General features: G+C 63.6%; 15 protein-coding genes. 10 read left to right on the plus strand and 5 right to left on the minus strand.

What is annotated here, in order from left to right; translation table 11 throughout:
• The 5 genes from G7025_RS25760 to G7025_RS25780 form a co-directional block, all read left to right on the plus strand.
• On the plus strand, positions 1-725 hold a 725-nt coding region (locus G7025_RS25760), incomplete at its 5' end, for a ribonucleotide-diphosphate reductase subunit beta (RefSeq protein ID WP_181081814.1).
• 49 nt (positions 726-774) lie between these two features.
• Entirely contained in the window at positions 775-1,263 is a 489-nt protein-coding gene (locus G7025_RS25765; RefSeq protein ID WP_181081815.1) for a DUF1289 domain-containing protein, read from the plus strand.
• A gap of 93 nt (positions 1,264-1,356) precedes the next feature.
• On the plus strand, positions 1,357-2,283 hold the full coding sequence (locus tag G7025_RS25770) for a class I SAM-dependent methyltransferase (protein WP_181081816.1): 927 nt from the start codon (positions 1,357-1,359) through the stop codon (positions 2,281-2,283).
• A 147-nt stretch (positions 2,284-2,430) separates the two neighbouring features.
• The gene (gene pcsA / locus G7025_RS25775) at positions 2,431-3,147 is read left to right on the plus strand and encodes a phosphatidylcholine synthase (protein ID WP_181081817.1); all 717 of its coding nucleotides are present in this window, start codon (positions 2,431-2,433) and stop codon (positions 3,145-3,147) included.
• Positions 3,148-3,317: 170 nt separating this feature from the next.
• Positions 3,318-4,097: a TSUP family transporter gene (locus G7025_RS25780; protein ID WP_181081818.1), complete on the plus strand. Its 780-nt coding sequence runs from the start codon at positions 3,318-3,320 to the stop codon at positions 4,095-4,097.
• Here the strand turns inward: G7025_RS25780 and nudC are convergent.
• Positions 4,065-4,898 carry an NAD(+) diphosphatase gene (nudC, locus tag G7025_RS25785; RefSeq protein WP_181081819.1) on the minus strand — a complete coding sequence of 278 codons (834 nt, stop codon included), beginning with the start codon at positions 4,896-4,898 and terminating at the stop codon, positions 4,065-4,067. The genes G7025_RS25780 and nudC overlap by 33 nt on opposite strands.
• A gap of 5 nt (positions 4,899-4,903) precedes the next feature.
• Positions 4,904-5,716 carry a crotonase/enoyl-CoA hydratase family protein gene (locus G7025_RS25790; RefSeq protein WP_181081820.1) on the minus strand — a complete coding sequence of 271 codons (813 nt, stop codon included), beginning with the start codon at positions 5,714-5,716 and terminating at the stop codon, positions 4,904-4,906.
• Positions 5,717-5,901: 185 nt separating this feature from the next.
• Here G7025_RS25790 and G7025_RS25795 point away from each other — a divergent pair, with 185 nt between their 5' ends.
• From G7025_RS25795 to G7025_RS25805, 3 genes are all read left to right on the plus strand, one after another.
• A complete protein-coding gene (locus G7025_RS25795; protein WP_181081821.1) occupies positions 5,902-6,456 on the plus strand; it encodes a UPF0149 family protein in 555 nt (184 codons plus the stop codon).
• 91 nt (positions 6,457-6,547) lie between these two features.
• The gene (locus G7025_RS25800; protein ID WP_181081822.1) at positions 6,548-7,804 is read left to right on the plus strand and encodes a 3-phosphoshikimate 1-carboxyvinyltransferase; all 1,257 of its coding nucleotides are present in this window, start codon (positions 6,548-6,550) and stop codon (positions 7,802-7,804) included.
• Between the two features lie 31 nt (positions 7,805-7,835).
• On the plus strand, positions 7,836-8,225 hold the full coding sequence (locus G7025_RS25805; RefSeq protein ID WP_181081823.1) for a hypothetical protein: 390 nt from the start codon (positions 7,836-7,838) through the stop codon (positions 8,223-8,225).
• 1 nt (position 8,226) lies between these two features.
• On the opposite strand, the gene G7025_RS25810 is transcribed toward G7025_RS25805, so the two are convergent.
• Complete coding sequence (locus G7025_RS25810) at positions 8,227-8,826, minus strand: NAD(P)H-dependent oxidoreductase (RefSeq protein ID WP_181081824.1); 600 nt, start codon at positions 8,824-8,826, stop codon at positions 8,227-8,229.
• A gap of 71 nt (positions 8,827-8,897) precedes the next feature.
• On the opposite strand from G7025_RS25810, the gene G7025_RS25815 reads away from it, so the two are divergent.
• Complete coding sequence (locus tag G7025_RS25815; protein ID WP_181081825.1) at positions 8,898-9,500, plus strand: TetR/AcrR family transcriptional regulator; 603 nt, start codon at positions 8,898-8,900, stop codon at positions 9,498-9,500.
• Here the strand turns inward: G7025_RS25815 and G7025_RS25820 are convergent.
• Entirely contained in the window at positions 9,481-10,161 is a 681-nt protein-coding gene (locus G7025_RS25820; RefSeq protein WP_181081826.1) for a GNAT family N-acetyltransferase, read from the minus strand. The two genes, G7025_RS25815 and G7025_RS25820, sit on opposite strands and share 20 nt — an antisense overlap.
• A 57-nt stretch (positions 10,162-10,218) precedes the next feature.
• Positions 10,219-11,100 carry a LysR family transcriptional regulator gene (locus tag G7025_RS25825; protein ID WP_181081827.1) on the minus strand — a complete coding sequence of 294 codons (882 nt, stop codon included), beginning with the start codon at positions 11,098-11,100 and terminating at the stop codon, positions 10,219-10,221.
• 113 nt (positions 11,101-11,213) lie between these two features.
• Here G7025_RS25825 and G7025_RS25830 point away from each other — a divergent pair, with 113 nt between their 5' ends.
• Positions 11,214-12,422 carry an MFS transporter gene (locus G7025_RS25830; protein WP_181081828.1) on the plus strand — a complete coding sequence of 403 codons (1,209 nt, stop codon included), beginning with the start codon at positions 11,214-11,216 and terminating at the stop codon, positions 12,420-12,422.
• The last annotated feature ends 24 nt before the right edge of the window (positions 12,423-12,446 follow it).

Consider the following 12,446-nt stretch of genomic DNA (forward strand, 5'->3'; position numbering starts at 1 on the left):
AGTGCCGCCAGTACATCCTGCGCCAGGCCTTCGAAGAAGCGATCCACACCCACGCCTACCAGTACTGCATCGAATCGTTGGCCATGGATGAAGGCGAGATCTTCAACATGTACCACGAGATTCCATCCGTCGCGAAGAAAGCGGCCTGGGGCCTGAAGTACACCCGCTCGATCTCCGATCCGAAGTTCGAAACCGGCACCGTCGACACCGACAAGGAGCTGCTGCGTAACCTGGTCGCCTACTACTGCGTACTGGAAGGCATCTTCTTCTACTGCGGCTTCACCCAGATTTTGTCCATGGGCCGCCGCAACAAAATGACCGGCGTGGCGGAACAGTTCCAGTACATCCTGCGCGATGAGTCGATGCACCTGAACTTCGGTATCGACGTGATCAACCAGATCAAAATCGAAAACCCGCATTTGTGGGATGCCGAGATGAAGGAAGAAGCGACCCAGATGATCCTGCAGGGGACGCAGCTGGAGATCGAATACGCGCGCGACACGATGCCGCGCGGTGTTCTCGGCATGAACGCGGCGATGATGGAGGATTACCTCAAGTTCATCGCTAACCGTCGCCTGTCGCAGATCGGCCTTAAAGAAGAGTATCCAGGCACGACCAACCCGTTCCCGTGGATGAGCGAGATTATGGACTTGAAGAAAGAGAAAAACTTCTTCGAAACCCGCGTGATCGAGTACCAGACCGGCGGCGCGCTGAGCTGGGATTGATTGAGACGGCCCCTTCGGGGGCCGTGTTGTTTACTTGCCGATATCTTTTATGCCCAATCACACCATCAAGACCCCCTGCGTCGGCCTGTGCTCCACCGTATACGGCGACCTGGTCTGCAGGGGCTGCAAGCGGTATCACCATGAAGTGATCCAGTGGAACGGCTACACCGCCGAAGAAAAGCAGGCGGTGTGGCAACGCCTGGAGCAGTTGCTAGTGCAGGTGATGGCCAGCAAGCTCGAAGTGTTCGACGTCGAGCGCTTGCGCCAGCAGTTGCAGGACCGCCAGATCCGTTTCATGCCGCACCAGTCGCCGTATTGCTGGGCGTATCAATTGATCGCGCGTGGCGCACGAGTAATCTCCAGGCTGGACGCCTACGGCCTGGCGCTGCTGCCGGAGTTTCGCGAGCGCCATCTGGCGGACTTGCGCGATGCCATCGACCGAGAGTTTTTCCTGCTGTCCGAGGCCCATTACCAGCGGTATATCGCACCGAGCTTCCTGAAAGACGCATTTGGGCCCGCCCTGATTGCCGCGTTGTAACCCCTGGGTTCAAACAGGTGCCCGTCGGTTCATACCGCTCAATCCCCTGCTTGTGGTTAAAATGCCGCCCGCTCAATGACCTGATGCTCAACGATGACCCCTGACGCACTTGCCACTCTGCACACCCATCTGCTCACCGCACTGGCTGATCCGCCCAGTGAAACCCGGCGTCTGTTCCACGGCCGAGGCCGTTGCTGGCCGGGCCTGGAGCAATTGACCGTGGACTGGTTGCAAGGCGTGGTGCTGGTGGCGCTGTTCAAAGCGCCGGAACCGGCAGATCTGGAGGCATTGAAAAGCATGCTGCTGGACATCGACTGGGCACACGCGGGTGCGCACACCGTCGCCCTGCAGCACCGCTACCTGCCACAAAGCACCACCGAATGGCTGGTGGGGCAAGCGATCGACGAGCTGATCATTACCGAGGGCGGCCTGCGTTACCTGATCGACCTGGGTAAAAAACAGAACACCGGTCTGTTTCTCGATATGCGCTACGGGCGCAACTGGGTGCGCGAACAGGCCAGGGGCCGGCGGGTACTCAACCTGTTTGCCTACACCTGCGGCTTTTCCGTGGCGGCCATCGAAGGTGGCGCCGAGCAGGTGGTGAACCTGGACATGGCGCGCGGCGCCCTGAGCCGCGGCCGCGATAACCATCGGCTTAACGGCCATGACCTGAGCAAGGTCACGTTCCTTGGGCACGATCTGTTCAAATCCTGGGCCAAGGTGATCAACAGCGGCCCTTATGACCTGGTGATCATCGACCCACCGTCGTTCCAGAGGGGCAGTTTCCTGCTGACCAAGGACTATCAACGCGTGCTGCGCCGCCTGCCGGACTTGCTCGCCGCCCATGGCACGGTGCTGGCGTGCATGAACGACCCGGCACTCGGCGAAGATTTCCTGATCGACGGCGTGACACGCGAGGCGCCGGGTCTGCGCTTCGTACAGCGTCTGGAAAACCCGCCCGAATTTCCCGATATCGATGCGCAAAGTGGTCTGAAAGCCCTGGTGTTTCGCCAGGACTGATGCCGAAAAGTCCTACGCTTGCTACCCTAAGCGATACGCCGGGCGGTGAACCTTATCCCCCCCTACCCGGTCGATACCTGCATTCCCCGGCCAGACCCGACGGCGTCACGTTGTCGGCTGCCCCGTTCCACCTTTGGAGAACCGCCCGTGATATCGACCCTGCATGTAGCCAGAATCAAAGCCTGGGGCGCCCACGGCTTTACCGCCACCGGTGTGGTCCTGGCCTTCCTCGCCACCCTGGCCCTGCTGGAAAACTCGCCCAAGGCCTGCCTGCTGTGGCTCGGCCTGGCACTGGTGGTGGACGGCGTCGACGGTTCCCTGGCGCGCCGCCTCAATGTCAGCACGGTGCTGCCCAGCTTCGACGGTTCGGTGCTGGACCTGGTGATCGACTACCTCACCTACGTGTTCATCCCCGCCCTGTTTATCTACCGCTACATCGATCTGCCGGACTTTACTCACCTGTTTACCGTGTCGGTGATCCTGGTGTCGTCATTGTTCTGCTTCTGCAACGTCAATATGAAAAGCAAGGACAACTATTTCGTCGGCTTCCCCGCCGCCTGGAATGTGGTGGCCCTGTGCGTGTACATCATCCAGCCGGACGCCTGGGTGACCTTGCTGACGGTCATCGGCCTGGCCCTGCTGACCGTCACGCCGATGAAGTTTCTGCACCCGTTTCGGGTCAAGCGCTTTATGCCGATCAATATCGCGGTGACCACCATCTGGTTGCTGTGCAGCTTCTTGATGGTAGTGGATTATCCCAACACCAATCCGTGGACATTCGGCCTGTGGTCGCTGATGTCGGCATACTTTCTGGGGATTTGCATCTGGCGCACCGCGCTGGAGTGGCTGGGCACCCACAAATAGCCAAACAGGTGGGAGAGGACTTGCCCCCGATGGCGATGTGTCAGTCAGCTTATCTGTCACTGATACACCGCAATCGGGGGCAAGCCCCCTCCCACAGTTGGTTCTGCATACATTCGGCAGGTAAGATGGCGACCTTCCGCATAGCGCCCTGCCAACCATAAGCCCTGCCCATGCCCTTCGAACTCAGCGTTGACCTCACCACCCTCGCCATTCTTGCCGTTGTGGCCTTTATTGCCGGATTCATCGACGCCATCGCCGGCGGCGGCGGGCTATTGACCACCCCGGCGCTGCTCACCGCCGGCATGCCGCCACACCTGGTGCTGGGCACCAACAAGCTCAGTTCCACGTTCGGCTCGGCCACCGCCAGCTTCACCTTCTATCGTCGCAAGCTGTTCCACCCGCGCCAGTGGGTGCACGCCATCGTCGGTACGCTGGTCGGCGCGCTTGCCGGGGCGGTGGTCGCCCATTACCTGCCGGCCGAGACCCTGAACAAAATGCTCCCGGTGATCGTATTCGCCTGCGGCCTGTACCTGCTGTTCGGCGGCACGCCCAAGGCACCGCTGGAAGCCGACGCACCGATCAAGAAGAAATGGCAGGCCACCCAAGGCTTCGGCCTGGGTTTCTACGATGGTGTAGCAGGCCCGGGGACCGGTGCGTTCTGGACCGTCAGCACCCTGCTGCTGCACCCCATCGACCTGGTCAAGGCCAGCGGCGTGGCCCGCAGCATGAACTTCGTCAGCAACGCGGCAGCGCTGTCGGTGTTTATCTTCAACGGTTCGGTGGACTGGATAGTCGGGCTGGCGATGGGGATCTCGGTGATGGGCGGTGCCTTCTTTGGCGCTCGCAGCGCAATCAGCGGCGGCGCCAAATTCATTCGTCCGGTGTTTATCACCGTGGTCCTCGGCCTGACCGTGCGCCTAGCCTGGCAGCACTGGTTCAGCGTGGCCTAAGCGGCGCGCCACATAGAGATCGATCAGGTAGCGCGCAATCGAGCGTGACGCCGGCAACGGCGGCAGGTCATGGATGTTGAACCACTGTGCGTCTTCGATCTCGTCGGCCTGGGGCACAATATCGCCACCGGCGTATTCGGCATGAAAGCCCAGCATCATCGAATGCGGGAACGGCCAGCACTGGCTGCCCACATACTGGATATTCCTGACTTCCACCTGCACCTCTTCGCGCACCTCGCGGATCAGGCAGTCTTCGGCCGACTCGCCCGGCTCGGCAAATCCGGCCAACGTGCTGTAGACCCCGGTCACAAAACGCGGCGAACGCGCCAGCAAAATCTCGTCGCCACGGGTCACCAGTACAATCATGCTCGGCGAGATACGCGGGTAACTGCGCAGGTCGCACGCCTGGCAATACATCGCGCGTTCGCGCGGCACCTGCACCATGGCTTGGCCGCAGCTGCCGCAAAAGCGATGTTCGCGGGCCCAGGTGCCGATCTGCGCGGCATAGCCCAGGACCTTGTAGAGCGTGTGATCGCCCTGCAGCATAAAGCCGCGCAAGCCCTGCCAACTGCAACCCGGCACCTCGCCGGCCGAGTTGAGCTCAAGCAGGTACACCGGCTCGCCGTCGAGGTGGCCGATGCCGTGTTCGGCGAACACCGACAAGTCCTGGCGCTTGAGCCATTCCCGGGGGAACAGCGGGCCATTGGCGTCATGCAAAAAGCCCTCGCGGCTGCGGGCGACGGCCCAGCCGCCGGGGGCGTCGTTGTCCAGCAGCGTTGTGGTAATCCAGCCTGGGGTCATGTTTATCAATCCACGAATTCGGGTGTCTGCTTGCTCATGTGAGCCGCGATGGCCACACGCAGGTCGTTGGATTGCAACATAGCCGAGTTCCAGGTGGCAACGTATTCCAGGCCATCATTGATCGTGTGGTCACGCATGTAGCTGATCATCGCCTTGGTGCCGGTCACGGCGATCGGCGACTTGGCCGCGATGTCACGGGCCATCTCCAGCACGCCGGCCAACAGGCTCTGGTGATCGGCATACACACGGTTGACCAGGCCGATACTGCGCGCCTCTTCGGCGCCGAACATGCGCCCGGTATAGGCCAGTTCGCGCAGCATGCCGTCGCCGATAATGCGCGGCAGCCGTTGCAAAGTGCCGACGTCGGCAGCCATGCCGATATCGATTTCCTTGATGGAAAACTGCGCGTCCTCGGCGGCGTAGCGCATGTCGCAGGCGCTGATCAGGTCGATGGCGCCGCCGATGCAATAGCCCTGGATCGCCGCCAGCACCGGCTTGCGGCAGGTGTCCACGGCGTTGAACGAGGCTTGCAGCTCAAGGATCTTGCGCCGCAGCAGGCGCGCGTTGCGGCCCACATCCTTGCCCAGGTCATTGGCCACCGAGGCCAGCATCATCAAGTCGATGCCGGAGGAGAAATGTTTGCCGGCGCCGCTGAGCACCACGGCGCGCACGGCGTCGGTGTCGTCGATCCATTGGAAAATGTCGATGATCTCGGTCCAGAACGCGGCGTTCATCGCGTTGATCTTTTCCGGGCGGTTGATCTGCACATGGGCAACGTTGTCGTGGAGTTCGACGACGAAGGCTTGGTATTCGGACATGGCCATGATCCCTGACTGGCGGGTGAGAAGGCCCAGACTATAACAAGGCTGCGCGACGGCGCATCGGCCAAATGCGGGACTGGTCGACGGGATCGAAAAGACGCTGGATAAAACCTCGCGCACGCGCCATCCTTCGCGCTTTAAGCCGCGCAGTGCGCGGCGCTCGACGTTTGAAGGATATGCCCATGCACGCCCAGCCCCTCGCCCCCGCCGATTTCGAAGCCCTCGAAGACACCCTGCTCAGGTACGGCGATGACCATTCGGTATTGAACGTGGCCGAACTCGACGGCTACTTCACCGCCCTGGTCTCCGGCCCGGCGCCGGTGGCCATCGACGAGTGGTTCCCGGCGATCTGGGGCGGCCAGAACCCCAAGTGGGAAAGCGCCGACCAAGCGCAGCAGTTTCTGGACCTGTGCGTGCGCCACCTCAACACCCTGGCGGCCCAACTGGCCGGCGACGCCCGGGGCTTTACGCCGCGCTTCGACGAAACCGAGCATCGGGCCCAGACGGTGACCCTGGCCGAAGAATGGTGCTTCGGGTACCTGCGTGGCGCCGCCATCGGTAACTGGCCACCCCTGCCGACGGAACAGGCGGCGAACCTGGAAAAAATCTCCTGGTGCGCCGAGCAGGACAACTTCGAATTACCCGCCGACCTGAATATCCCGGCCCACCAGCAGCGCGCCAGCGAGATCGAACCGGCGGCGCGGGCGCTGCATGATTACTGGTCGAGCCAGCGCTAAGCCTCGACAGCACGGCATCAATACCCGATTATTCGGGTCCGCCCCGTCGGCCACTCCGTGCCACCTTGCCTTGAATCAGGAGCCTTGTACCTTGAGTTCGCAGAAAACCGTGACCGTTACGCCACCCAACGCCCCGCTCATCGGCAAGGTCGCGCCCCCCGGCTCCAAATCCATTACCAACCGCGCGCTGCTGCTGGCGGCCCTGGCCAAGGGCACCAGCCGCTTGAGCGGCGCGCTGAAAAGCGACGACACCCGCCACATGTCGGTGGCCCTGCGCCAGATGGGCGTGACCATCGACGAGCCGGACGACACCACGTTCGTGGTCACCGGCCAGGGCAAGCTGCAGTTGCCGACACAACCGCTGTTTCTCGGCAACGCCGGCACCGCCATGCGCTTTCTCACCGCCGCGGTGGCCACCGTACAGGGCACCGTGGTGCTTGATGGCGACGATTACATGCGCAAGCGCCCGATCGGCCCGCTGCTGGCCACCCTCGGCCGGAACGGCATCCAGGTCGACAGCCCGACGGGTTGCCCACCGGTTACCGTGCATGGCCGTGGCAAGGTGCAGGCCAAGCGCTTCGAGATCGACGGCGGGCTGTCCAGCCAATACGTATCGGCCCTGCTGATGCTTGCCGCCTGCGGTGAAGCGCCGATTGAAGTGGCACTGACCGGCAAGGACATCGGCGCCCGCGGCTATGTGGACCTGACCCTGGATTGCATGCGCGCCTTCGGTGCGCAGGTCGACGCTGTCGACGACACCACCTGGCGCGTCGCGCCAACGGGCTATACCGCCCATGACTACCTGATCGAACCGGACGCTTCCGCCGCCACCTACCTGTGGGCCGCCGAAGCGCTGACCGCTGGCCGCATCGACATTGGCGTGGCCGCCCAGGCTTTCACCCAACCGGACGCCAAGGCGCAGGCGCTGATCGCCCAGTTCCCTGATATGCAGGCCACCGTGGTGGGCTCGCAGATGCAGGACGCGATCCCGACCCTGGCAGTGCTGGCGGCGTTCAACAACACCCCGGTGCGCTTTACCGAATTGGCCAATCTGCGGGTCAAGGAATGTGACCGGGTACAGGCGCTGCACGACGGCCTGAATGAAATCCGCCCGGGCCTGGCGACCATCGAAGGCGACGACCTGCTGGTGGCCAGTGACCCGGCGTTAGCCGGCACCGCCTGCTCGGCGCTGATCGACACCCACGCCGATCACCGCATCGCCATGTGCTTTGCCCTGGCCGGGTTGAAGGTGACGGGCATTCGCATCCAGGACCCGGACTGCGTGGCCAAGACCTATCCCGACTACTGGAAGGCCCTGAGCAGCCTGGGTGTCGCGCTGACCTATTGAGCCCGGCGCGCCGGAATGGGGAGGACTGAACATGAACATTCGCCAACCCTGCCCACCCGGCGCCTGCGTATGCGAGCGCGAGCAATTGCTGCAAGCGCCCGACGCCGACTTACGCATCCTCGGCCTCACCCGCCAGGAAGAAAAACGCCTGCTTGAACGTCTGGAAAACCTGCAAAACCTGCAGGACCTGGAGCGCATGCAGCAACGCATGTACGAACTGCTGGGCATCCGCGTGCATGTCGCGCCGGGCCATACCGAAGTCAAGAGCATGCGCGGCATTCAGATTGTCATCGACGACCTGCCCGGCCTGTGCCGCAAAACCCGGCAGGCCATTCCGGCGGCGATTCGCCGGGGCATGGAAAAACGTCCGGAGATTGCCTATCGCCTGCTGGACGCCCACGACCTGTTTCGCGACCGGTGAATCAACCTGCGACCGTCTCGGCCTTGAACAGGCCCTGGCCCACGGTTCTCGCGGTGCTCAAATGGGCCTCTGCGCTGCCGCTTTCCGAGTCCAGTAGCAGTTCGGATGTGAGCACCTTCGCGCCACAGTAATCAAAGATGCCGTAGTCAATCTGCGTGTGCATCGATTGGGCATAACCATGCCGTTCGAACGCGCTGAAGTCCGCCGCGCCAAGCGCCAGCAGGTGCACCTGTAAATGCCCGAGTTTTTTCACGACCGGGGTGTCCGGGCCGTAGTCGATGGCCCAACCGTTGACGAACACGCGGTCAATCCAACCCTTGAGCAGGCCGGGCATCGACCACCAATAAATGGGAAACACCAGAACCAACGCATCGGCGCGGTCGATGCGGGCTTGTTCGGCCAGCACATCGGCCGGTGGTGTGGCGCGCTCGCGGTGCACCCGATGGTCGGCGGCGCTGTAACGGGGGTCGAAGCCCTCAGCGGCGAGGTCGGCGATTTCAGCGGTGTGACCCGATAGGCGCAGGCCATCGGCTACCTGGGCGGCGATGCTGTGAGTCAGGGATTGCGGGTCGTGATGGGCAACAACGATCAGTGCGTGCATGACATTCACTCCGGTTCGGTTTAGGCTCTGGGCTTAAGTTACGAACAGTAAGTTACTTTTGGTATATAAGCATGTCAAGCCACGATTCCCCTGCACCCCGCCGTCGTCTGTCCCGCGAAGATCGCCTGCAGCAATTACTGGAGGTGGCCTGGCAGCTGGTGCGCGATGAAGGCACCGATGCCCTCACCCTGGGCCGTGTGGCAGAGTTGGCCGGCGTCACCAAGCCGGTGGTCTATGACCATTTCGTCACCCGCGCGGGGTTGTTGGCGGCGCTGTACGAAGACTTCGACGGGCGCCAGAACCAGGCTTTCGTCGACGCACTCGACGCCAGCGAGGCCACCCTGGAAGGCCGCGCAGGTGTGATTGCCTCGTCCTACGTCGATTGCGTGTTACTGCAGGGCCGTGAGATCCCGGGCGTGATCGCGGCGTTGAGCAGCTCCCCGGAACTGGAAACCCTCAAGCGCAAGTACGAAGCGATCTTCCTCGACAAGTGCCGCGATGTCCTGACGCCCTTCGCCCCCTCCGGCACGGTGTCTCAAGCCGGCTTGAGGGCAATGCTCGGGGCGGCCGAGGCGTTGTCCCACGCAGCGGCCAACGGCGAGATCAGCCGCGAAGAGGCGCAACAGGAATTGCAGGCCAGCATTTCAGCCATGGTCAATCGCCCGCGCCCGTGACGAACACCTGCACCTTGCGCGCCAGTTGATCCAGGTGCCGGTCGCGCTGGCGCTCCGCGTCGACCATGGCGCGTTTGCCGTGCCGTTGCAGCAGGTAGGTGTGAATCTGTTGCACTTCCAGCGAGCGGTAAATCGCGGCCACGTCCAGCACGCCCATCAACCCGTCGGTGCCGTAGTGGCGCGTGTTCATCAGCACCTGGGTGTCGCGCGCACCGCGTACCTGAAAGCCCATGGCCTGGAAGGCCGGCACCTTTTCCACGGAGCAGGCCAGTTCCGCATGGGGATAGCGCCCCAGCACGTCCTGCATCATGGCGCGCCCTACCCCGTGGCGCCGCGACCCGGCCTGCACGGCCATAAAGGGAATGCCGCAGGCCTCGGGGTCATCCTTGACCGGTAGACACAACAGAAACCCGATCACCTGTTCCGGGTCCTCGGCATCCGTCGCCACCACCAACTCGACCGTGATGCCCTTCTCACCGTTCAACGCCTCCAGGTACAGGTGCACCTCGTAGCCGATGGCGTACTGATAAATGTTGTACAGCAGGTTGCTGGGCGGCAGCGCGACGCTGCTGATGTCGGTGAGGTTGTCCACCACCATCTGCAGGATCTGGCCGTTGATGGGTTCGGGGCACGGTGTGGTGTAACGGGTGAGGCTGAACATGCACATTCCTGGGGGTCGGGCTTCAAGGCAGTGGCGATTGTACCTGTTACGCCGGGGTCATGGTCCGCACACCTCACGCAGGCAGCCGCGCAGCCAGCGATGGGTCGGGTCCGCGTCCAGCCGCGGGTGCCAGAGCATGGCCACGCTGAAGGTGGGCAGGCTCAGCGGCAGGTCAAAGCAGAACAGCTCGCTGCGATGGGCGATGTAGCGTTCGGGGACGCTGGCAATCAGGTCGGTGTCGCGCGCCAGGGCGATGGCGGTGGCGAATCCGGCGACGATGGTGTGGATCTGCCGCGTAACGCCCAGGGCTTGCAGCGCATCGTCGATCTGGCCGCGGTCCTGGCCTCGGCGGGAGACATACAGGTGTTGGCCGTCGGCGTAGCGCTGCAGGCTGACCGCGCCGCGACTGAGGGGATGGCCGCTGCGTACCACGCCGACCAGGCGATCGCGGAACAGCGCCTGGGTCAACAGCTCCGGGCCGGCGTCGGCGTCGACCACGCCGATGTCCAGGTCCACACGGGCGTCGCGCAGCGGCGCGGTGTCCTTGTCGGTTTTATTCAGCAGGCGCAGGCGCACACGGGGTGCCTCCAGGGCCATGCGGGCAAGCAACGCGGCGCCGAAACACGCGACGAACTCCTCACTGGTGCGCAACGTAAAGGTGCGCTCGACCTGGGCCATGTCCACCGCCCGTGCCGGACGCAAGGCCGCCTGGGCGTCCTGCACCAGCCGGCCGACCTGCTCGCGCAACGCCAGCGCATGGGGGGTCGGCACCATGCCCCGACCGGCGCGCACCAGCAACGGGTCGCCCGTGGTGTGCCGCAGGCGCGCCAAGGCACGGCTCATGGCCGAAGGGCTCAAGCGCAGGCGCTTGGCCGCGCGTTCGACGCTGCCTTCGGCGAGCAGCACATCCAGGGTGATCAGCAGGTTCAAATCGGGCATCAGCGCTCCCCAACAGGCGTTTTGTGCAGGTATTCAATGCAATCCCTGCGTCTTCCGCCATGGTAGGTCAGGCCGTAGAGTTGCGACAGTCACAATCATTAAGGAATCCCCCCATGCACGCTTCTTCGCGCGGCGCTCTGGTCAGCCTGGGCCTGGCCATGCTGCTGGCCTCGCTGGGCACCAGCATCGCCAATGTCGGCCTGCCGACGCTGGCACAGACCTTCAACGCAGCGTTCCCGGCAGTGCAATGGGTGGTGCTGGCGTACCTGCTGGGCATCACGGCGGTTATCGTCAGTGCGGGTCATTTGGGTGATCGCCTGGGGCGGCGCCGGGTGTTGATCGCCGGGTTGCTGCTGTTCGCGGTGGCGAGCGCAGTGTGCAGTGTCGCCCCGTCGTTGAACGGCTTGATTACCGCGCGCGTGCTGCAAGGCCTCGGCGCGGCAAGCATGATGGCGATGGCCATGGGCCTGGTGGGCGATACCGTGCCCAAAGAGCATATGGGCCGAGTCATGGGGCTGCTCGGCACCCTGTCGGCACTCGGTACGGCGATGGGTCCCAGTGTCGGCGGCCTGCTGCTCAGCCTGTGGGGGTGGCGCGCGTTGTTTGGGGTGGGCACGCCACTGGGGCTATTGGCTGCCGCCCTGGCCTGGCACTATCTGCCGGTGGATCTGCCGCACGCACGCGCGCCCGGCAGCTTGTGGTCACCCTTGAAAGCCGCGTCATTACGCGCCGGCCTGGCCATGAGCGCGCTGGTGTCGGCGGTGATCATGGCCACCTTTGTGGTCGGTCCGTTCTATTTATCCCGTGGGCTGGGCCTCGCGCCTGAATGGATGGGCCTGGCGATGGCCGTCGGACCGGGTGTCGCCGCGCTCACCGGCGTACCCGCCGGGCGCCTGACCGACCGCCTGGGCAGCCGGCGCGTCACACTGATCGGGCTGAGCACACTGCTGGGCGGCGCGCTGCTGTTGTCCCTGGCGTCGGGGCTGATGGCCTATCTGGGAGCGCTGGTGATGCTGACCTGCGGCTACAGCCTGTTCCAGGCCGCCAATAACACCGCCGTCATGAGCAACGTGGACGCCGCCCGCCGTGGCACGGTCTCGGGCTTGCTCAACCTGTCACGCAACCTGGGCCTGATTCTCGGCACGTCAGCCTTGGGCGCGGTATTCGCCTGGGCCAGCCCGGACGTCATCCACGCCACACCTGCATCTGTCACCCACGGCCTGCACATCACCTTCCGCGTCGCGGTGGGCCTGATCGTCCTGGCCGCTGCGATGGCAGTTTGCCGCATTGCCACTTTGAATACCCCGCTGAACACCCGTTGAGGCAAAAAAACAAAAAAGGCGTTG

The organism is Pseudomonas lurida, from assembly GCF_013522705.1.
Taxonomy (GTDB): Bacteria; Pseudomonadota; Gammaproteobacteria; order Pseudomonadales; family Pseudomonadaceae; genus Aquipseudomonas; species Aquipseudomonas quebecensis.

What these genes read in the sequence shown, in the direction of transcription:
- G7025_RS25810 (WP_181081824.1), bottom strand. Translation starts at nt 8,826, where the DNA reads ATGCACGCACTGATCGTTGTTGCCCATCACGACCCGCAATCCCTGACT.
- G7025_RS25770 (WP_181081816.1), top strand. Translation starts at nt 1,357, where the DNA reads ATGACCCCTGACGCACTTGCCACTCTGCACACCCATCTGCTCACCGCA.
- G7025_RS25820 (WP_181081826.1), bottom strand. Translation starts at nt 10,161, where the DNA reads ATGTTCAGCCTCACCCGTTACACCACACCGTGCCCCGAACCCATCAAC.
- G7025_RS25805 (WP_181081823.1), top strand. Translation starts at nt 7,836, where the DNA reads ATGAACATTCGCCAACCCTGCCCACCCGGCGCCTGCGTATGCGAGCGC.
- G7025_RS25830 (WP_181081828.1), top strand. Translation starts at nt 11,214, where the DNA reads ATGCACGCTTCTTCGCGCGGCGCTCTGGTCAGCCTGGGCCTGGCCATG.
- G7025_RS25825 (WP_181081827.1), bottom strand. Translation starts at nt 11,100, where the DNA reads ATGCCCGATTTGAACCTGCTGATCACCCTGGATGTGCTGCTCGCCGAA.
- G7025_RS25765 (WP_181081815.1), top strand. Translation starts at nt 775, where the DNA reads ATGCCCAATCACACCATCAAGACCCCCTGCGTCGGCCTGTGCTCCACC.
- G7025_RS25815 (WP_181081825.1), top strand. Translation starts at nt 8,898, where the DNA reads ATGTCAAGCCACGATTCCCCTGCACCCCGCCGTCGTCTGTCCCGCGAA.
- G7025_RS25780 (WP_181081818.1), top strand. Translation starts at nt 3,318, where the DNA reads ATGCCCTTCGAACTCAGCGTTGACCTCACCACCCTCGCCATTCTTGCC.
- nudC (WP_181081819.1), bottom strand. Translation starts at nt 4,898, where the DNA reads ATGACCCCAGGCTGGATTACCACAACGCTGCTGGACAACGACGCCCCC.
- G7025_RS25795 (WP_181081821.1), top strand. Translation starts at nt 5,902, where the DNA reads ATGCACGCCCAGCCCCTCGCCCCCGCCGATTTCGAAGCCCTCGAAGAC.
- G7025_RS25790 (WP_181081820.1), bottom strand. Translation starts at nt 5,716, where the DNA reads ATGTCCGAATACCAAGCCTTCGTCGTCGAACTCCACGACAACGTTGCC.